The following is a 21,076-nucleotide window of genomic DNA, read 5'->3' on the forward strand; positions in this document are numbered from 1 at the left end:
CAAATGTGATCAACAGCACTGGATCCACATTTTACTGTTGAGTGATCATTTCTAAGCGTCATCCTGTTTGCATGAAAATGAAAAAATCCAAATTCACAGAAGCGCCACCTGTGGCTTCTGATATCAAAGAAGCTAACGCACTCATTCAAGAGCTGTGGGAACAACTGCGTTTTTATGAAGATAAACTCAAGACCAATTGCTCCAACTCTTCAAAACCTCCTTCAACCGATGGGCCAAAAGAGCGAGCTGAAAGAAAAAAGCTCAAAGCTCTGGTGGTCGCCATTCGCGCGGAGCTAAACCGGGTCACTCAGGGCATCAACGACAACTCTCAGAACTAAAAGACAGTGATGTCGTGGTTGATTGCTTTCCTGACTCAACTTGTCCATGTTGCGGTAACACTGACGTCACGGTTCATGACACGCCTTTTTATCGTCACCAGGTCCATGAAATTCCTAAACCAACGATAGATATTACTGAGTACCGACTGTATTCAGGACAATGCCAGCACTGCAATGAACTGCTCAGAGCAAAGAAACCTGACCATGTTTCTCAAGGGATCATGGGGCCGAATCTTCTCAGCTATATTGCGGTATTAGCCGGTCAGTACCATTTAAGTATCCGTAAAACCCGCTCACTTCTGAAAGAGCAATTTGGAACCACATTCTCTATTGGAGCCATTAGCGAAGCGCAAACGAAAGTCGCTTCGATGTTAACGCCACTCCACCAAGCCATTCGAGATAGTATCCAAACCGCACCACTGGTACATGTTGATGAAACCTCTCATCCTCGTAATGACGAAGAAGGGCTTCGATGGTGCTGGCTTGTGGCCAGTGAAAACCTTGTTTATGAGAAAATCTTATTCTCTCGTTCCATGCATTCTGCGAAAACGGTGCTTGGTGAACATTACTCAGGCTTCGTTGTGAGTGACCAATGCCCAAGCTACAACTGGATAAACCCAGAAAAACATCAACTCTGCTGGTCGCATGTCACACGTAACCTTCAACAAATAGCGGACTATAGTGGCGGAGGATATACCGCTTACGTCGGCCGTCGTTTAACTCTGATTGCCAATATGATTTTCCGTATTCGTCATCGTCTTGAAAGAAAGGAAATCACGCACGGTCAATATCTTCGGCGAATGCAACGACTGCAAAAATCCCTCGATGACTGGCTTGAAAAAGGCAGTACACTGATAGTCCAAAGATATAAAGGACGATGCGAAAAATTGCAGCAGCATAGGCAAAGCTTATGGTTGTTCCTGAACGATACCTCAATACCGCTGACAAATAATGAAGCGGAGAGGCGCATACGTGGTTGCGTCATTCAGAGAAAAATCAGCTATGGAACGACATCCGATGCGGGTGATAAATTTAGAGGTCGCATCCACTCGCTTGTTGAGACGTGTAAAAAACGCGGACTATCAACGTATGCAGTACTCTCTGAGATAGTACAAGCGGTCACCGCACGCCAACCCTATCCCAACGTGTTCAACCTATAGCGAGCAAATCAAGTACCTACTGGTGAACGGTTACAATACAGCCAATATGTGAATTTGCAGATACAGTTCATAAGGGAGAGGGGTATTCCAAAACAGTATCTAAAGTAGAAAACCCTGACATAGGCATACATACTGGTATACATTTCGTTTCCAGAAAAGATGTCTCAAAGTATGTTAAACAACATACTCCTTTAATACTTAGGCATTCTGCTAACTCAGGTAAAGAGTTAGATATATATGAAAATTTGATGACCTTTGGTGACTCCAAAGGCCAAACTGTTGACCATGTGCTAATCCATCCGACAGACCGCTTTATTAAGTTTCTGAAAGGACAAGATGGCGCTTTTGCCGATAAGCAAACTAGTCAAAATAAACTGTATGTCGCTATTACTAGAGCCCGGTACAGCGTCGCTTTCATAGTCAACGACAAGCATTTTGAAGATGTTCTCTGGCAACCAGCTAACTAAGATATCTATATACACTAGATAAGCTGATAGCTAAGTTATCTTGCGATAAAAGCTTTCGGTATACCTTTGGAGTTCATCTCCTTTATATGGGAAGCCTGTTACGAGCAGTAGGCTTCCTGTACTGCAATTCCGTCAGCTTGCCTATCCAATACCTAAAATTATCCGTTGATAGCTAAATTAGAGGAACTTATAACTCATTTTTGTCCAGAAACGTGTTTGAATGGGACCGCTCAATCTGTGGATGCCCAAGACAACCAGTATGATACTTTATTAAACTAAACTACATATCAAAAAGTTTAAATTAGAGCATAATTAATTCTCTTTTAATTGACAAAATTAGAGTGAAAGCTAAACTTATAGTTAGAGAAAAGGGATTTTATATGACTAGTCAATATCATTTAATTGCAACCAGCAGCGACCTGAACATCGGGGATGTAAATACTTTTCCAAACGAAGATGGGGAGCTTTCATACTCCGTCGATAAAACAACCTGTTATAAAGGGATAAGCTTGTTGTTTGACCCTGTCGGAAATCCAATTTTTGAAGTTAATTCTTTTATATTAAGTCGGAGAATCGTTGAAGGGTTAAAGGATACTCAACCTAGTTCGTTTGCCATGCTGTCTTACTTTCGTTTTCTAGATGCAAACAATATTAAGTGGAATGAAACGAATCATCATCTGAAACGTTATCCAATTTTCCTTTTCAGAAATAATCTTGAGGACCAGATTGCAAAAGGAAATTATTCACGAGAAACAGCTAAAGCATTCCTGTCGGTTGTAAGACGCTTTTATATGTTTTGCTACCGTCACGGATACATTTCTGAATTGCCATTCGATATACAAGGTGTGACCAAATATGGACAAAACATTACGGACTGCTCGATCCGTGGAGGATATAGCGGAACAAAATTAAGACCATTGGATGATCTCGACATTAGCCATGTCAGGGACAACTGGGAATCCAATGGGCTATCTTATGAATTTCGTTTAGCAGTTTCTCTCTCCATTACGACAGGGTTAAGAGCAGTAGAAATATCAGACATCAAAAGAGAGCACTTTTGTATTCCCAATGGCTTTGACGGAAAAACAATGACAGGAATACGTATCGGGCCAGGTAATGACTGTAAGACCAAATACGATTTAAATCGTGAAATATCTATGCCCGTATGGCTGATGAAAGCTTTCAACAGTTATCATGAAACAAGTAGGTACAAAAACCGGGCAACACTATTTTATCAAGCAACAGGTAACACGAATATTCCCGCATTATTGACTAAATCAGGAAATCCATTTAACACACAGATGCTTAATGTCTTATGGGGTAAGCTACGTAAAGCCATTCGTCAATATGACAACAAACATTTCTCTCATCGTTTGCATGATTTACGGGCAACTTTTGGTGCCAATAAACTAGAAACATTACTAAATCTTGGTTCACTGACAACAACTCAAGCACTAGCCCAACTAAAAAGTGAGATGGGGCATAAAGATCTCGCTACAACCATGAGATACCTAACGTATTGGGAAGGGAACCCCGAAAAAAATATGGTTCCTGAAGTCATGACCAACATTCTAGGTGATATTGGGGATGAATTATGAGTTCTCAGGTAATCAATGAAAAAACAAAGAATATTGGTGATTCTGGTCGTAAGTACCGTTCTATACCCCCGAATTCAACTGCGAAGTGCGACACTCTCCAATATCAAGAAGCTAAAGCCATCTCCTCAAATATAATGGCTGCCTGCTTGAAGCCTAAACACTTTCTCGGACGGTAATTTATCCGCGATAAAGCGAACTCTATATCGATGTCCGTCACTGTCGTTAGATCGGTTCCTTTCTTCACATATTGCCTTAAAAGACCGTTCGCATTCTCATTAGCACCACGCTCCCAAGAACTGTACGGATGAGCAAAGTACACATCAGCCTTTAATTCTTTTGCGATGGTTTCATGACCTGCAAACTCTCGCCCGTTATCTGCCGTAATGGTATGGACATGTTTCTTATAGGGCTTCAGTAGCTCTATTGTCGCTTTGGTGACATCATCCGCTGACTTAGATGGCACTTTCTTTACCACGTAAAATCGAGTCTTACGCTCTAAAATAGTCACCATTGCACCTGTACCATGCTTACCTAGCACAGTGTCGATTTCCCAGTCACCAAACCGCTCCTTACTGTCAACGATGCTTGGTCTATCATCAATCGAAACGGCATTTTTTATCGCTGGAGCTTTCTCTTGTTTACCTCGGCGATACCGCTTATGACCTTGTCTCAAGTGACGATATAACTTACCGCCCAAGCGTTTATCTTGAGCAACAAAGCGATAGATCCACTCATGACTGACAGATGCACCAATTTTCGTTAATACATTAGAAATCTGCTCTGGACTCCAATCTGTTTCTAAAAGAAGGCGGATAAAATCGACACGTTCCTTTGGTATTCGGTATTTACGTGCTGTTTTGCGCTTTTTGGTAGACGACATCTGGGCTTCGTTAGGGCAATAATGCTCTCCCTTCCGACCGCGTTTAAGCTCACGGTATACCGTCGAGCGGTGGCACTGAACTGTTTTAGCTATTTCAGGAACCGAAATTCCCCGTTCCAAAAGAGCAGAAATCTGGTATCTTCTGCCTTCGGTCAACTGTTGATAATTCATGGTAGTACTGCTTGTTTCTTTGGCGAGAAGAGCGTACCACTTTCAGCAGTTGGCTTCCTCTTCTACATATTTCCATGAATGTCGCACTTATTATCTGAAATCGGGCCAACAGAAGACATGGTCATAGAAAATAATGTGCAAACTATTATGAAATATCAACAATGCTGGAAATCAGGAACTGGTCATAACTATCACGTTGATTTTAGGGAACTCGAGCAATACTGCACTTCAGAACATACAAAATGGTTACTTACCCGGTTTGATTCTTCTGGCTGGAATTCCTCAACTAAAGCATCCATGTATCCTATTATCAGAAGAGTTTTGGTTTGGAAATACGCCGCTAATGATTCAAAGGGAAAAGTCTCATTTTCTACTGAAATTTGTAGCGAATTCATACTAGCTAATTATCTTTCTATGATTTCCTGTGGTACAGGGCTTAGTGGCAAAACAATTACCGGCAAGACATTGGGGCGTTTGGGGGCAATTTTATCCTCATGTTTAACTAAGTTCGGATTGAAACCAATCCCAAGGGAAAAACGCAACCTAGATACCTATAGTGGTCGCTTGGACAGCAATAATTATTCTATAAAAGAGCTTAAAACCATAGGTAGAGCTTTACTTCGAGACCGTAAAGCTCTGCTTAAAAAATTTGTCGAAAATTTACCTGAACGTAAGAAAGAAATCATCTTCGATAAGCTTATCTATAATGCTGTATTTTTGACTATTTATTATCTCGGTTCAGGTCAAACAGAAACCATCAATATGTATATTGATGATAAATTTAAAATGAAGAAAATGGGAGGTAATCGTTTATCCATTATGGGGGTAAAAAGCCGCAACAACTATAAGAATAATGAGTATAATTTTACTCCCCGTCAGAGCTGTAAGACCTTCTTTGAATCCCATCTAACATTTTTAAAAGAACACCCAACCGAATTAGTCTCGAAAACACTTTTTCTTTTCAAAAGGTTACACGGTGCATCTCCTTCTCAAGTTAGCTTGCGTGTTTATGTACGTTACCTTCGCCGAACTTACGATGATATCGATGCACTATATCAGGATAATCCAACCTTCCGTTTAAATTGCTCACTTTTGAAATCTACAATTAAACAAAAAATGGAGGCTGAAAAAGGTCGTCTTCATGCTTCACTAGCTACGAGAAATTCACCTAATACTTTTGATACAGCGAAATATAGTAAGACAACAGAAACGGATGCTAAAAGGCAACTGGCAATTGGTGTAACTACCCTTCAGTACTTAGGTGAAAATCCATCGGGAGGAACAAAGGTAGCCATTGTACGAACTAAAGAACTAATCGGTAATGTCTTAACGCCAGAAGAATTTAATCTTCTTAAAAGTAAAACAGAAGGTAATGTAGAACGGATTACAAACGGTGGATTTTGTAAAGGGAATGAATCCCCACAACGAAATGAATTTCAAAAAAATATGAATAAAAATGAGCTTCTCAGTGATGATGATAAATCACATATGGGATGTGGATTCGTTGTGAAGTGTTTCTCCTGCAAAAACTTTGGTGTGGTTGATGATAGTAATGATATCTGGCGTTTACTATCCTTTGAGCAACGACTAAATGAGGCAATGACACTACATAAAGATCTTTCTCACTTCATTCAAAACTATGGCGAGATTAAGCTAAATATTGTTGAGTTAAAAAAACGCTTTAAAAAGTCCAACCTTAAAGCAGCTGAAATGAAATTAAAACGAGAAATCCACCCTATTTGGGATGAAAACTCTATTGAAGATATTCTAAGAGGATAATATGTATAGCGTTGCTTTAAATCACACTGATTTTGATGTGTATTCTTTATCCGATGGTGACTATTCAATGCCTACGGATGATACAGTGGTCAGTCTCGATAAAAGTTTTTCTCCGGTTTCTTATTTCAAAGATGAAAAATGGGATTTCAATGATTTTTTCAATACTAATGGTGCACCAAAATCACAATATATATTCAGATTTCCTAAAGGAAAACACAATGCAAAGCTGCTTCTTGAACTCAAACAACGAGCGTATTTTTTAGTTTGGGGAGGAAAAGGCAGACTGCTTGATGTAGGAAATTCATTTCGAAAAATTGAATCATGTTTCAATATCATAAGATATACAGAAAAAATCTTACGATGTTTTAAAAATACGCAAATAAATCACCTTTCAATGTTAAGTAATGAACTGGTGTTTCATCAGCTATTACAAAATTTATCTAGTCTTGCCGAGAATACAAGTAGAGTCACTTTAAATAATTTAAGTGTTTTAAGTCATCTTAATAGTTATTTCCCCAAAGAACGTCATTTCGAACTATGTCTTCCTGAAGGAAAAACCATTAATCAGGTAGAAAAAAAATATTCTTTAACCGGGAAAGGACATTATCCGACAGTTATTCCTGTTATCTACGAGCAATTAATGGGGCAGCTCATAAATGATGTAGAAACTGCTTTCCTTGATCTTAATATATTGAAAGATGTAAAAGAATTTGCTCAAAGAAAGAACATCTCTGAACAAGAGGCCGTAGAGGCTTTTAGAGTATATGAGAGCGCTTGTTTTGTTACTTGTAGTGCTTTCACTGGTATGCGGATTAGTGAATTACAATGTATTACTCACGATTCATACAAAGAGATCGAGGTTGAAGGTATTACCCTGCCAACTCTTCGCTCATGGACTAGGAAACTAGAAAAAATATCGCGAGAAGATGTATGGGCCTGTTCGCCAATATGCCAAAAGGCTTTGTCTGTACTAAGAGAGCTAAATAGCGACCATCGTTCTGAAAAAAATAACATTCATATCAGTCCACGGTTTTCTTTCGATCGCCAGGCCAAAACAGGTAACAATATAAAGTGCTCAAAAAAAGAAGTTTTACTCAATACAAAGGGTTTGAGTGATTTATTTAAATTCTATTCAAACCATATAAACATTCAGTATATACCTTCAACAATGAATGAAGCTTATTCGCTACTAAATCCTGTTATATCTGAACGATTTGAACCGCGTAAGCAGAGAGAAGATGAAACGATTTATTGGCACTTTTCATCTCACTCACTTCGACGTTCGTTTGCTCATTTCGTTGTAGGTAATGGTCTGGTTTCGCTTGCCTCATTGAAACAGCAATTTAAACATATCCACTTGTCTATGACCGCCATTTATGCCAGCCACAGTGACGTATTAACACTACTTGGTATAGAAAACCAAGCCAGTATTAAAAGAGATATTGAGCAAGCGGAGGAAGTTGCTCATATCAAATACTTAAAAGATATGGTTGAGCATCCAGAGGAACAGTCAGGTGGTTTTATGAAAGCGTTTGAAGGTGATCCAAGGGTAATGACTGAGAAAGAATTTGAATCTCTTGCCAAGAAAACAAAAGGAGCAAATAAAACCACTGGTTATGGCCGTTGTTTTGCTGGAGTAAAATGCAAATTAGCGCATATTTTTGAACCATCGAACTGTGTTGCTGAAGATTGTGAAAATCTAAATATCAATAAGGAAGAAGCATTCCGGTGGCAAAAAAGGCACCGTTCACTTTGTTCCAACATTGAAAAAATGAAACAGCTTGGACTATTTAACCGAAATACATTGGCTCGTGAGTTAACAGATATACGTGCTGCTGAGAAAGTTATGTTTGAGCATGGTATTGATTTTAACCGATTCGAGTTAGGGAGTCTTTAATGTCACGAGTAAAAGAAAAACTGTTAAAAGCTCTGGATGAGTTAAGAGGTGAAGGTAGAAAAATCAGTCCCTTCGCTGTAGAAAAACGCGCAGGTGTCGCCAATGGTTCATCAAAATACCATCCTGATGTGTTGGAAGTTATCTTAGCTGAAAAGGCAAAGGCAACGCTCTCTAGCGAATCAAAAGCCCCAAAAAATGCACTTAAGTCAAAACAAGAGAAAGCTCAACTAACGAAAGCAAAAGAGCAAATCGAAAAGTTAAAATCGGACAATGCTGCTCAAAAGATAGAACTTGAGGCTTCGACTAATGCTATAGCTCAGCTCACATGGGAGCTACACCGTTATAAAACCAAAACAAATCAAGACCATGTTATACCACTCAAATCGTAATGGTTACATTCGATATACAGATAATTTCATAATACCTGAGAACAAAAATGAACAAATCTAAAACAGAAATGCCCCTTTCCGTGCTGGCGAAAATTTTCACCGATAAATCCAGCTAGAATTTGCCCTACATTTTCTAATATCAGGTCAAAATCGGGGCACGCACGTTTCTGGAAAAAGTCCATCAGAGCATCGCATGAAGAATGCTTTGTAATATTAGTGAGTAAAAAATCAGAAAATTCTGTGCTCACTTTGTAATAAACATACCCAGTGTCCGCATACTGAGGTAACCGACAAACAAATTTGCACCGATAAAAACAGGTATCGCAATAATTTCAGCAGAACCTACCCCCGCTAACGCTAGTTTAAGGCCGCTAACAGTTGCAGCTGCGATACCGAATGTATAGGCCCAGTAGGACGGAGCAAAGGGCTGTGCACCGAGCCACTTTCCTAGCCGGATACCGAGCATTAACTGATAAAGCCCATATCCCCATAACATCAGAATCCAGTAGTCATTGCTGTCGGGATTTATGGTGAGCCAAGCCATGGCGCACACAACTGGAGGGGCAAATTGGATACCGAGTAACGGACGTTGTGGTGAAGGTAGCTCTTGCGCTTGCCAAAGACGTTGGATAATTAATGACTCCAATGCCAGCCATGAGAACATACCTGCACCTAAAAATAGCCATCCCCAGTCAGGATACCCTAGAGCACCTAGTGCAGCAGCGCTAGTAAAGTTTCCGGCTACAGTAGGGAGATATAATGTGGGCACAGAATCCATTTTTTGACGGCCACCCTTCCAGAGTGAACCGTTGTGCCAGAGTGAAAAAGACACATGCCAAATGATGCCTGCAACAGTTAAACTCCACGCTAGTTGACGTGAATAAGGTAGGACTGCAAGTACTATAAGCAATGTAGATATACCTATTAGCGCAGGAGTACTGCCTTGCACGGGATGGAGAAACTCTTGGCCAACCGAAGAAGGTGTGCGTATCGCTTGTGTTATGTAGGCTATCAATAAAATCAGCCATACTAATATAGCTATAACCAACAAGCTTTCGCCAATGATTGCTGGTAATCCCCAGAGGGTATGGGCGGTACGCCAAGCCTGACCTAAACCGGAAATTCCAAGTACAACGCCGAAATAGGATGCAGGAATAGTTGTATTAGACATGTTTTACTCGTGGGCGAAAAAAAGCGGATTACATCATAAATAAGAATTAAGAGCAAAAGGATTAGCTTTAGTAAATTTCACCCCTTAAATATCCCTTATTATATTATCTATTTGATATCGTATTATCTTAATGATAATGATATTGAATTATCACAAAGACAAGGTGAAAATGACGTGACGGCTATCCTATTGATATTTAATTAGTATTTATATTGGCACACATAATGCTCTTACAGAGAAAATCGAAACAACTATTTATAGGTAAGAGAAAATGACTATTCATGTAAAAAACAATATCCACTGGGTTGGCCAACGTGACTGGGAAGTTCAGGACTTCCATGGTACAGAGTACAAAATGACAAAAGGAACCAGCTACAATAGTTACCTTCTCCGTGAAGAGAAAACCGTACTGATCGACACGGTTGATCACCGTTTCAGCTACCAGTTTCTTCAGAATCTGGAAATGGAAATAGATCTGAGTGATATCGACTTTATCGTTGTTAACCATGCAGAGGAAGATCACTCGGGTGCTCTGTCAGCTCTTATGGAAAAAATACCGGGTACACCAATCTATTGCACTGAAGCTGCTATCGATTCTATTGTTGGACACCACCACCATCCGGAGTGGGACTTCAGAACTGTTAAAACAGGCGATACCATTGATATTGGTAACGGAAAGCAGCTTATCTTTATTGAAGCTCCAATGCTGCATTGGCCGGACAGCATGATGACCTATATGACCGGCGATGCAGTACTGTTCAGTAATGATGCTTTTGGTCAGCACTATTGCGACGAGCACCTGTTTAATGATGAGGTCGAACAGAATGAACTGATGGATCAGTGCCTTCGTTACTACTCCAATATTCTGACTCCATTCAGCAGCCTGGTAACGGCAAAGATCAATGAGGTTCTGAGCTTTAATGTTCCGGTGGATATGATTGCAACATCTCACGGTATTGTCTGGCGCGACAACCCGACTCAGATCGTACATCAGTATCTTGAGTGGGCAAATAATTATCAGGAAGATCGAATCACTATTTTCTACGACTCTATGTCTAATAACACGCGTATGATGGCTGATGCTATTGCTCAGGGCATCCATGATGTCGACCCAAAAGTTGCAGTAAAAGTATTTAACGTTTCTAAACACGATAAAAATGAAATTTTGGCAAACGTATTCCGATCTAAAGGGATATTCGTTGGTTCATCCACAATGAATAACGTGATGATGCCAAAGATTGCAGGCATGCTCGAAGAGATTACCGGTCTGAGGTTTAAAAATAAGAAGGCCGCTGCCTTTGGTAGCTATGGCTGGAATGGTGGCGCTGTTGATCGCATCCATGCCCGCTTAACCGATGCCGGATTCGAAACAGCATTAAGCCTGAAAACAAAATGGCGTCCAGATGGTAAGGCAGTGCGTGAATGTCGCGAACATGGCCGTCAGATCGCTAAACAGTGGGCTTTAAACAGTGAAACACTGGCAGAAGCAAAACCAATATCCTCACCAACTGAAATTGCAGCCCCTTCTGAAAGTGAAGAGCATCCGGCAGATTGTCAATGCATGATTTGCACTGTTTGTAACTGGGTTTACGATCCTACTATTGGTGAACCAAACCAAGGTGTAGAGCCTGGTACAGCATGGGGTGACGTACCGGATTACTTCCTTTGCCCAGAGTGTAATCTTGGCAAAGAGGTTTTTGTTGAGCACTCAAAAGATGGCCAGGAGGCAGCCTGATGGAAGCGCCTCTGATTATTATTGGAAGCGGCTTTGCCGCTTACCAACTGGTAAAAACACTGCGTCGTAAAAACAGCGATATTCCGATACAGCTATTCACAGTCGACAATGGTGATGAGTACAACAAACCGGATCTCAGCCATGTGTTTACTCGCAGCCAGACTGCTGATGAGCTCATATCTATGGCGGGGAAAGAGTTTGCGGCGCAGCATAAAATCGAGCTGTTTGCCAATACCAGAGTAGATGAGATAGATGCTAAGGCTCACAATATTATTGCCAATGGTGCCTGTTACCGTTACTCCAAACTAGTTCTGGCAACCGGTGCCAGAACGTTTGTCCCGGTATTAAGTGGAGATGCGGCTAGCGAAGTTATTACGCTCAATAGCCTAGACGAATATCGTACCTCTGAACGAAGTATTACTGATGCTAAACGCATTCTAATTATGGGTGGTGGCCTTATCGGAACTGAGTTAGCGATGGATCTTGCGTCCAGTGATAAGCTGGTAACGATTCTGGAGCCGGGTAATCACTTGATGACTAATCTAATGCCTGACTTTGTCGCAACAGCTCTTGAAAAGCAGCTACGCAATGACGGAGTTCGTATTGAGTTTATGGATTATGCCACTTCCCTTAAGCATAACGAGAGCGGTCTGACTGTAACGACGAATAAAGGGTTGCAATACCAGACAGACTGCGTTATCTCCGCCGCTGGATTAGTCCCCAGCACCGAACTGGCTCAAAAAGCCGGAGCAGAGGTGAATCGAGGCATAGTAGTTAATAAGCATCTGGAAACGACGATTGATGACATCTATGCGCTTGGTGATTGCTCAGAGATTGAAGGAAAAGTGGTGGCATTTCTACAGCCTATCGTACTGAGTGCGAATGTATTGACCAGCCAATTGCTTTCCGGTACGGGTGAACTAACTCTTCCGCCTATGATGACTAAAGTGAAAACTCCTCACTATCCGGTTCAGTTAGGTGGTACCTGTGACGATGTTGCTAGCTGGCAGGTGACTATCGCTAAAGATGGCATTATGGCGAAAGCCTACGACAACAAAGAGAGACTTTCTGGCTTTGTTGTTACACAAGATAACGTGAGTAAGGCTTTTCCGCTGCTACGTGAACTTCAGACTGAAAAATAGCAAAGTTTTCAGAATTCAAGTAAATATATACAGCAAGTAGACAATAATTATGGGAATTAGTTTTTCAGAACCAGAAAGATTAAAAGAGGTCTTTGATAGTGAGAACCGCGAGGAATGGCAAAGGACCAGTCATATAACTCGCTGTCTTGATCTAAAAGATAATGAAACAATTGCCGATGTAGGAGCCGGAACTGGCTATTTTTCGAGTATTTTCTCCCAAATAGTCAAGAACGGACAAGTCTACTCAATTGATAGTGAGCCTAATATGGTGGCTTATATGCAAAATCGATTTTCTGATGAGGTATTTGACAATATACAAGTCGTTTTGTCTCAACCGGATAATCCTTGCATTCCACTGGGTGTTGACATCGTGTTTATGGCAAACACATACCGTTTCATTCCTGAGCGAGTTGCCTTTTTACAAAAAATGCGATCACAGACAGTTCTCAATACCAAGTTTGTTATCGTCGATTTTAAAGGGAGTAATGCACGTGTTTCACCACAGCTAGCCATTGAAGAAGTCGGCGAGGCTGGATTTGAAGTCATGGACTTTGATGCAGATGGTTGCCCAGACCACTATATTCTAACTTTTAAAGCAATGTAGGTAACTGATTATAATTGCTGTCTTTATTTACTAGGCGGCAATTATGATTTTTTATCACGAACTGAGCCTGCTTTCTCTTTTAAAGCTCAATTTTATTTCTTTTAAACTGTTGTGGCGTTGTATTGAAATAGGATTTAAATGCTTTTATATAAGAAGAGTCGTTTTTATACCCTATTTTGTCAGCGATAGCCTGTACTGGTATATCTTCATTGAGCAAGGACAATGAGAAAACTAGCCTTAGGTGCTGTCTCCAAAGAGGGAAGGAAGTATTAAACTCTTTAACAAAAAGCCTTGATAGCGTTCGCTCAGAGGCCCCAACGTACTCCCCCCAAGTTTTTAATGACCAATCTAACGCTGGCGTTTTAGTGAGTTTATCAAAAATAACCTTTAAACGTTTGTCTTGTGGCAGCAACAGCTTAAATGTCACTATGTCATTTCTGAGTATTTGATCGTGCAGTACACTCAATAAATTCTGCAATTCATTCTGGTTTTCAACGCTAAGGCAACTCCTACGTACCTCTTTCAATAACTCTCTGAAAAATGGTGTCAAAGCGATAGTACGAATCTGCTTTTCGTATTTTTTGCAAAATTTCGGATTGATATATATTCCAACAAAGATCGTGTCCGACAAAGCAATTGATTCATGCGTAAGAGGAGCAGGAATAAACAAGGCTGAAGTATGAGGAACAAGGTATTGATGCTGACCCGATTTAGTTTGAAGTAGTCCCTCAACCGGGAATATGACTTGATGCCAAGGGTGAAAGTGCTTGGTATCGAGATAACCTTTTGGCATTTCGATTGTTTTGACCAAAGCAGGAGAGTTAGGGTTAGCAACCATCATCTCATTGGCTGATATAGCATGGCGGTTTAGCATGGTTACTTGTCTATCTATCCTTATCAAGCCATATGAATTCGAGCATATCATAATGGGCTTTATAGATAAACCGGAGCGGTTATGAAGTTTCACTTCGTCATACATGAAGCTTTTGAAGGTGTTGGGTATTTTGAACATTGGCTACATGAACGTAACTATCGGAGTTCACACTCGCGAACTTATTTAGGTGAAGCCTTACCGACAAGTGAGTTGGATTTTGACTGCTTGATTGTTTTAGGTGGTCCTCAAAGCCCATCAACTACTATTAAAGAATGCTCTTACTTCGATTCCTTAAAAGAGCAGGAACTAATCCGAAACGCTATTGAGAATAGAAAAGCGGTAATAGGAATATGTCTTGGGGCCCAACTTATAGGACAGGCATTAGGAGCTCATTATGAAGCAAGTCCTCACTTGGAAATAGGCTATTTTCCGATCCACTTAACAACTGACGGAGTTGAAGACCCATTATTTAATTCATTTGAGCCAACTGAAATTGTCGGGCATTGGCACAATGACATGCCAGGTCTGACAGAATCAGCCAAAGTCCTCGCATATAGTGAAGGTTGTCCCAGGCAAATTATTCGATACTCCGAGTTTGTATATGGGTTTCAGTGTCACCTTGAGTTTGTTGAATCAGGCTATTCAGGGTTGATAGAACACAGCATGGACACACTTGCCAAGCATGATACATATCGATATGTAGATCCTGAATCTAGCATGGTGAACTTTTCCACGAATCGCATGCATCAGCTATTGACTTACTTTATGGATAATTTGGTATCGGAGTATTTGAAAAGAATGTCCGGGGATTCTTAATACTATTAACGGGTTTACAGGATACATCTGGCTTTTTGTTATATCGCGTATTGTCATGTGGATAATATTATTATCATAATGATAGCACCTCAATGTTGTCGCAATGATAACAATTAAAATGCGATATCATGTAACTCATTGATATTAAGGGCTTTGTGATTTTGGCACGTATTATGCTTTTATAAAAGTGACATTACAGTGGATTAAGTTAAGAAGGTTACGAAGTATGCAAAAACAACATTCACAGAGTTGCTTTGTATGAATGGGATTTGCAGATTGAACGGAAGTTATCAATTACCTAAAAGCCGAATATATACAGGAGAACAACTATGAGCCACCAAAGAATTCCTAAGAATTGGACTATCCAAAGATCTACTCCATTCTTTACCAAAGAAAATGTGCCAGATGCATTGCTTTCTCATCATAATACCGCAGAGGGGGTTTTTGGCCAACTTTGTGTGATGGAAGGAGTTGTAACCTACTATGGGTTTGCTGATGCAGAAGCAGTTGATCCGGAAGTCAAAGTTGTCATCCCTGCGGGTAGTTTTGCAACAAGCCCACCGCAGTATTGGCATCGTATCGAGCTAAGCAATGATGCACAGTTTAATATTAATTTCTGGTCTGACTCTGATAAAAAGAATCAAAAAATGTACAACACTAAATCGTAGCTACTACATATTTAACCAGAGATAATAATTTGAGTGTCAAGTGAGGTTAAAATACCTCACTTGATACTCTCTAACAATAAATTATTATTTTACAAATAATTAAAAATAAGGATGGGGTTTTAATTTCGCTATGTTAGCAAATAAAAAAAATCCAAATGAAAATTTAGATTATCAATCACATGATAGAAAACATGGTTGGGTTAAGACACTAACAGTGCAACACGCTCAATTAGAGCTGGAAATAAAAAAACTTAAGGAAACCATACAGTCTAAATCTTATGCAAAACAGTACATAATTGTAAGAATAAAAAGACTATATAGGGCGTTAAAAAAATTCATTTGGAACTGGAAAACTCATTTTTACTTCCAATTGCTCATGATATGTCTTTGACATCAAACCAAAAACAGAGATTAATTGACGGGTATGATGAACTACATGATTTTTGTAATGAGATAGACAATCTTCATATAGATATGGCCTTTGATGAAAAATCTGGACTGTTAAACACTAATTATAATCCGTCATTCCGCAGCCAATTTCAGAATTAAAACAATGTGATCCAGTGATCGTTTACAAATGTTAGTGCGACAGACCTCTTGACCGCGATCCCCAGTTTTGATCTATTACTGTTATTTAACGGTCACTTTATTATGTCTGCTGCTCAACCTGTCATTAAACGCCTAGATCACTTAGGGCTGATCGCTGCTTTCTGCCATGAAATCGGTTTACCTGGTATTATTGATCGCATCATTCCCAAGTACTCGGATCACAACGTTTCACATGGCGATGCGGTCTTGGCGATGATTCTCAATGGTCTTGGCTTTCACAGCAGAACGCTGCATATGTTTTCTGACTTCTTCGAGACGAAGCCTGTTGCCAAGTTGCTTGCTAAAGATATTGAAGCTCACCATTTAACGGACGATGTACTCGGACGCACGTTAGATGCTTTATATGAAGCAGATGTCTCCGCACTTTATCAAGCGATAGCAGAGCATGTCGTTGATAAGCTAGGACTTAAAACAGACTCTGTCCACCTTGATATCACTAGCTTCCATGTCGATGGTGAATACGCCCAGGACGAAGATCTTAATGCCATCAAGCTGGTAAAAGGCTACAGCCGAGACCACCGTCCAGAGCTAAATCAAGTGGTCCTTGAGTTGATTTGCGAAAACCAAGCTGGCCTGCCTGTTTACATGCAAGCGCTTAGTGGCAACACCAACGATGCTAAGGCATTCTCAGAGGTCACTAAACGGCATATTCATTGCCTGAAGGCAGCTCAAAACAGTCGCTACTTCATCGCCGATGCCGCTTTGTACACCGAAGAGAGCATTCGTTCACTGGATGAGCAACAACAGAAGTTTATTACGCGTGTTCCAATGACCATTAAATCAGCCAAAGAGGCCTTAATGAACCTTGAGCCCGAGCAGCTGAGCCATATCGGCAATGGCTACTCGGGTTGTTGGGTTGACGCTGATTATGGCTCGGTATCTCAGAAGTGGCTGTTGATTCATAGTGAACAAGCAACCAAGCGAGAACAGGTAACGTTTTATAAGAACTTAGACAAAAATATCACCAAAGAGCTGAAAGCGCTGGGACAACTAAAGAAAAAGCAGTTTGCTTGCGCAGTGGATGCCGAGCAAGCAATGAGCGACTTCGCCAGCCAGTGTCATTTGCTTGGCTTCGCGCAATCAACCATCGTTAAAGAGCCAATTTATTCAGGTCGTGGTCGGCCGAAGAAAGATGAAAAGCCAACGGGATACCACTATTTGATAGATGCTACGCCTTATACCGATCTAGAAAAGGTGAAACTGGCCAAGCTTAAAGTAGGTATGTTTATTCTCGCCACCAACGATACTGACAACACCGACCTAACAATGGCTGCATTGCTTGAACATTACAAGTCTCAGCAAAAGGTCGAGCGCGGCTTTCGCTTTTTGAAAAGCCCTGAGTTCTTAACATCATCAATTTTCCTGAAGAAACCTCAGCGAATCGAGGCACTACTGATGATCATGACGCTGAGCCTACTCGTTTACGCGAGCTTAGAGCACAAAATCCGAGAGAGTCTCACTAAGACCGAGGAATTCTTTCCTAGCATGGTAAAGAACAAGACGACAACTAAACCGACGGCACGTTGGGTATTCTTAAAATTCGAAGGTATCGACACACTCGAATTTGGCGGCCAAAGCTTCATAACGGGTGTTCAAGAGCATCAGACTCGGCTGCTTAAGCTTCTTGGTGTACTGTATGAAGCAGTTTATTCCTAAATTGGCTGCGGAATCTCGGATAATTATCAATTAATTGGATTTTTAGATGAAATATTATTAAGACTATCTGATGAAGATATAGTCTACTCATTATTAAAAAAGTGAATGTAATTATGTATAGTCTATACTATAACAATCAATCAATTAACTTGGTTTGGTACTCGCAAGATATTATAAATGCCAACACTAAAGAGGTGTATGGCAGTGAATTATTGACTAGGGCATTTAAAGTTAATAATAAAGAAATAATTCCCACACAAGATATAATTAACCACTTAAAAGGAAATATTGAGTTGTTTCTTGATATTACAGGTCAGCAAGTTATCGACATGCTCATAGGGAATGAACATTATAACAATGTAAGTAAGAAAGTATGGATTAATGTGTCTGGGAAGATAGTTGCTGACAACACATTGTTTAAAAAGCTATGGGATAAATATCTATCCAGACTATCAGAAAATAATATAAAAAAGTTGGTTTTAGAGATCTGTGAAGATGAGTTTTTAGATAAATCAATAGAGGAAAATATAAGGTTTCTACAAAGTAAAGGCATTAAGGTTGCAATGGATGACTTTGGCTCCGGTCACTCTAACTTGCTTAGGTTAAGTAGAATAGATTTTGATTACATTAAGTTGGACTTAGAGTTAATCAAAAATGTTCCGGATAACCTTTGGGAAACCAGTATCTATAAAGAAATTATCAGCTTATGTACCTCAAAAGGATGTTTGGTTGTTGCTGAAGGAATAGAAAATCAAGAGCAATCTGAGTTTACCTATTGGGCTGGCGTAAATATGCAGCAGGGTTTTCTATTCTCAAAACCTAAAACTCTTATTCAGCAATATTAACATTAAATTTTGAACCGAGGTTAAAATGAAATCTTTATTTTTAAGAATGAGAACCATTCACTGGTTAGGTGCTATATTTCTATTTATTAATGCCTTATTTTTTACCGAATCAACAGTGTCACAAGTACTGCAATATGTTGTAACTTTCTTTTTGGTTATACATGACATTGATGAAAAAATATGGGGGGTAGATTCGCTTAAGAATGTAGCTTTATACATGAAAACCTTTGAACAAAGAGATTTGTCAGTACCTTGTGATATAGATAGCACTTACAACAGTGAATTCGGTAAGGTTTTGGAGGTGATAAATCGCTTTCGAGAAGAAGTCAGACTAGCACTTACAGATATCCAGAAACAGGCAAGTGCTTCAGATGGTATTGCTGACCATCTTAAGGGGAAGGTCCAAAGTATTTCTGCACGTATCGGTGAGCAAGATACACGGGTGAGTGAGATTACTCAGTTGGTTAACGTACTAGATAACACATCGGCAGCACTCCAGAATAAAGGAGAAGAGACTCGGCAGCAGGTTGAAAGCACCAGAGATGGGATCATTCGCTCGAATGAAACCATGGGGGAGATGATACAGGAGCTCAGTCAATATATTACCAGTAATGATGAGCTACAGAGTAAGTTTACCGCGCTTTCTGAGCAAACAAGCTCTATAGGGCAAGTTATTGCAGTAATTAGTAATCTAGCTGATCAGACAAACCTACTAGCACTGAATGCAGCAATTGAAGCTGCGAGAGCAGGTGAACACGGTCGTGGTTTTGCAGTTGTAGCTGATGAAGTGAGAAATCTGGCAGCGTCTACTCAGAGTAGTCTTGATGAAATCAACGGCATCATTGCTGGTATCTCAACTGCGGTACTTGAAGCTGGAGAGCAAATGAAATTGCAGTCAGGAGCTATCGAATCAGTATCTGCACATACGCAAGCAGGCCAAGAGGAGCTTCTCGCTACCTGTAGTAGCATTGATGGTATCCTGAACCTTATTAGTAATGAAAACAACACAGACAGTGTTGATATTCACCAAATTAGTAGGCTTGTTAGTGATGTTTCACTTGAAGTTGAGGCGCTTAAGTCTCTGTCTGGATCAAATGCCAAAGATTGTGAAGAGTTAGAAAAGCAGGGTTATAGATTGAGAAATGTTACTGAACAAATCGTTCAGCAATTGGGCACATTTAAGACACGTTAAGGCTATTTGATTGAAAATAATAAAGTTTGTTGAGTTCAACATTATACAGGACAAGAAGGCTCGTTCAGCTCAAGCGGATGGTAAAGTAAATAAGCTTTTAAAATCAGATGTAGCCTCCAAAGGCTCTGTGAAGATAAAGCAAAAATAGCCCTCAGGGTGAGTGTTTGTTTGAGGTTGGCAGTTTGGTTCTTCTACTACACTTGTTGATAATGAATATATTTTTCCAACGCTAGACAGATAAAGAGAGTTAGAAGTGACAGACACCAGAGTTTACGAGGCCATTGTCAAAAACGCTACTGATGCAGTGATTGTAACTGACTTTGAAGGGAATATTACTTTGTGGAATCAGAGTGCAGAGGACATTTTCGGATACTCTGAGGGAGAGGTTCTTGGCAAGTATGTTCACGATGTTCTACCGGTTCATGAATTAAGAGAAAGGGCAGACACAGCTTTTAGAAAATTTCAGGTTAATCGCGGCCATGGTCCCCTAATCGGCAAGGGTATTCATGTAAAAGGGCTAACTAAACAGGGAAAGCCCATTCATGTTCACTTTAGTCCGAACGTCATAGAACTGAATGGAGAAACTATCATTTATGTGTTTATTAGGGACATCACTGAAATCATTGAACTTCAGGAAAAGTTAAGGGTTCAGTCAACAACAGATGAGTTGACTGGAGTATTTAACAGACGAGCGTTTCTTGATAATTTTAAGAAGGCCTTTAACCTTGCTCAACGAAAGAGTTTGCCTCTCTCATTACTGCTTTTCGATATTGATTTTTTCAAGAAGGTAAACGACCAATTTGGACACCAAACCGGAGATCTTGTTATCAAGTTATTCGCTCAGAGTGTGTCAGGTATGATAAGGGATGAGGACATCTTTGGGCGTGTAGGAGGCGAAGAGTTTTACCTGGCACTTCCTGCCACTAGTGCTCTGGATGCGCTGGAAATTGCAGAGCGGATTCGCAAGGCTATAGAACTACTTGAAATTCCAACAAATAGTACGAATCTGCGTATCACAACGAGCATAGGGCTCACATCTGCAACGGCTAATGATACAACAGCGAAGTGATATTGCTTTATACAAG

At 40.2% G+C, this 21,076-nt stretch carries 18 protein-coding genes; 15 read left to right on the plus strand and 3 right to left on the minus strand.

The features are described from left to right. The first annotated feature begins 77 nt into the window (after nt 1–77). From EAE30_RS19165 to EAE30_RS00290, 3 genes are all read left to right on the plus strand, one after another. The gene (locus tag EAE30_RS19165; RefSeq protein WP_315972110.1) at nt 78–338 is read left to right on the plus strand and encodes a DUF6444 domain-containing protein; all 261 of its coding nucleotides are present in this window, start codon (nt 78–80) and stop codon (nt 336–338) included. Between the two features lie 14 nt (nt 339–352). Then, complete coding sequence (gene tnpC / locus EAE30_RS00280; protein WP_315972111.1) at nt 353–1,498, plus strand: IS66 family transposase; 1,146 nt, start codon at nt 353–355, stop codon at nt 1,496–1,498. An 847-nt stretch (nt 1,499–2,345) separates the two neighbouring features. Next, complete coding sequence (locus EAE30_RS00290; protein WP_123014144.1) at nt 2,346–3,563, plus strand: tyrosine-type recombinase/integrase; 1,218 nt, start codon at nt 2,346–2,348, stop codon at nt 3,561–3,563. Between the two features lie 103 nt (nt 3,564–3,666). On the opposite strand, the gene EAE30_RS00295 is transcribed toward EAE30_RS00290, so the two are convergent. Then, nucleotides 3,667–4,614, minus strand: a complete 948-nt coding sequence (locus EAE30_RS00295; RefSeq protein ID WP_123014135.1) for an IS30 family transposase — start codon at nt 4,612–4,614, stop codon at nt 3,667–3,669. 147 nt (nt 4,615–4,761) lie between these two features. On the opposite strand from EAE30_RS00295, the gene EAE30_RS00300 reads away from it, so the two are divergent. Genes EAE30_RS00300 through EAE30_RS00310 form a run of 3 tightly spaced genes read left to right on the plus strand, consistent with a single transcriptional unit; the run spans nt 4,762 to nt 8,679 of the window. Beyond that, nucleotides 4,762–6,393 (plus strand): hypothetical protein, encoded by a 1,632-nt coding sequence (locus EAE30_RS00300; protein WP_199287022.1) that lies wholly within the window; start codon nt 4,762–4,764, stop codon nt 6,391–6,393. A gap of 1 nt (nt 6,394) precedes the next feature. Continuing rightward, complete coding sequence (locus EAE30_RS00305) at nt 6,395–8,290, plus strand: site-specific integrase (RefSeq protein ID WP_123014146.1); 1,896 nt, start codon at nt 6,395–6,397, stop codon at nt 8,288–8,290. Next, on the plus strand, nt 8,290–8,679 hold the full coding sequence (locus tag EAE30_RS00310; RefSeq protein WP_123014147.1) for a hypothetical protein: 390 nt from the start codon (nt 8,290–8,292) through the stop codon (nt 8,677–8,679). Before EAE30_RS00305 ends, EAE30_RS00310 begins: the two co-directional genes overlap by 1 nt. A 244-nt stretch (nt 8,680–8,923) precedes the next feature. On the opposite strand, the gene tehA is transcribed toward EAE30_RS00310, so the two are convergent. Beyond that, the gene (gene tehA, locus EAE30_RS00315; protein WP_123014148.1) at nt 8,924–9,850 is read right to left on the minus strand and encodes a dicarboxylate transporter/tellurite-resistance protein TehA; all 927 of its coding nucleotides are present in this window, start codon (nt 9,848–9,850) and stop codon (nt 8,924–8,926) included. A gap of 271 nt (nt 9,851–10,121) precedes the next feature. On the opposite strand from tehA, the gene norV reads away from it, so the two are divergent. Genes norV through EAE30_RS00330 form a run of 3 tightly spaced genes read left to right on the plus strand, consistent with a single transcriptional unit; the run spans nt 10,122 to nt 13,331 of the window. Continuing rightward, nucleotides 10,122–11,585, plus strand: a complete 1,464-nt coding sequence (gene norV / locus EAE30_RS00320; protein WP_123014149.1) for an anaerobic nitric oxide reductase flavorubredoxin — start codon at nt 10,122–10,124, stop codon at nt 11,583–11,585. Continuing rightward, nucleotides 11,585–12,727, plus strand: a complete 1,143-nt coding sequence (gene norW, locus EAE30_RS00325; protein ID WP_123014150.1) for an NADH:flavorubredoxin reductase NorW — start codon at nt 11,585–11,587, stop codon at nt 12,725–12,727. Before norV ends, norW begins: the two co-directional genes overlap by 1 nt. A gap of 49 nt (nt 12,728–12,776) precedes the next feature. Beyond that, the gene (locus EAE30_RS00330; protein ID WP_123014151.1) at nt 12,777–13,331 is read left to right on the plus strand and encodes a class I SAM-dependent methyltransferase; all 555 of its coding nucleotides are present in this window, start codon (nt 12,777–12,779) and stop codon (nt 13,329–13,331) included. 79 nt (nt 13,332–13,410) lie between these two features. On the opposite strand, the gene EAE30_RS00335 is transcribed toward EAE30_RS00330, so the two are convergent. Next, the gene (locus tag EAE30_RS00335; RefSeq protein ID WP_199287023.1) at nt 13,411–14,205 is read right to left on the minus strand and encodes an AraC family transcriptional regulator; all 795 of its coding nucleotides are present in this window, start codon (nt 14,203–14,205) and stop codon (nt 13,411–13,413) included. An 81-nt stretch (nt 14,206–14,286) separates the two neighbouring features. On the opposite strand from EAE30_RS00335, the gene EAE30_RS00340 reads away from it, so the two are divergent. The 6 genes from EAE30_RS00340 (at nt 14,287) to EAE30_RS00370 (ending at nt 21,060) form a co-directional block, all read left to right on the plus strand. Beyond that, nucleotides 14,287–15,021, plus strand: a complete 735-nt coding sequence (locus EAE30_RS00340) for a glutamine amidotransferase-related protein (RefSeq protein ID WP_123014152.1) — start codon at nt 14,287–14,289, stop codon at nt 15,019–15,021. 329 nt (nt 15,022–15,350) lie between these two features. Continuing rightward, nucleotides 15,351–15,689 carry a TehB family protein gene (locus EAE30_RS00345; RefSeq protein WP_123014153.1) on the plus strand — a complete coding sequence of 113 codons (339 nt, stop codon included), beginning with the start codon at nt 15,351–15,353 and terminating at the stop codon, nt 15,687–15,689. A 651-nt stretch (nt 15,690–16,340) separates the two neighbouring features. After that, nucleotides 16,341–17,954 carry an IS1634 family transposase gene (locus EAE30_RS00355; protein ID WP_123014954.1) on the plus strand — a complete coding sequence of 538 codons (1,614 nt, stop codon included), beginning with the start codon at nt 16,341–16,343 and terminating at the stop codon, nt 17,952–17,954. Between the two features lie 113 nt (nt 17,955–18,067). Beyond that, nucleotides 18,068–18,799: an EAL domain-containing protein gene (locus EAE30_RS00360; RefSeq protein WP_123014155.1), complete on the plus strand. Its 732-nt coding sequence runs from the start codon at nt 18,068–18,070 to the stop codon at nt 18,797–18,799. A 25-nt stretch (nt 18,800–18,824) separates the two neighbouring features. Next, a complete protein-coding gene (locus EAE30_RS00365) occupies nt 18,825–19,991 on the plus strand; it encodes a methyl-accepting chemotaxis protein (protein ID WP_123014156.1) in 1,167 nt (388 codons plus the stop codon). 253 nt (nt 19,992–20,244) lie between these two features. Further along, the gene (locus EAE30_RS00370) at nt 20,245–21,060 is read left to right on the plus strand and encodes a GGDEF domain-containing protein (RefSeq protein WP_123014157.1); all 816 of its coding nucleotides are present in this window, start codon (nt 20,245–20,247) and stop codon (nt 21,058–21,060) included. Nucleotides 21,061–21,076 lie beyond the last annotated feature (16 nt).

The sequence above is a fragment of the Vibrio zhugei genome, from assembly GCF_003716875.1.
GTDB lineage: Bacteria > Pseudomonadota > Gammaproteobacteria > Enterobacterales > Vibrionaceae > Vibrio > Vibrio zhugei.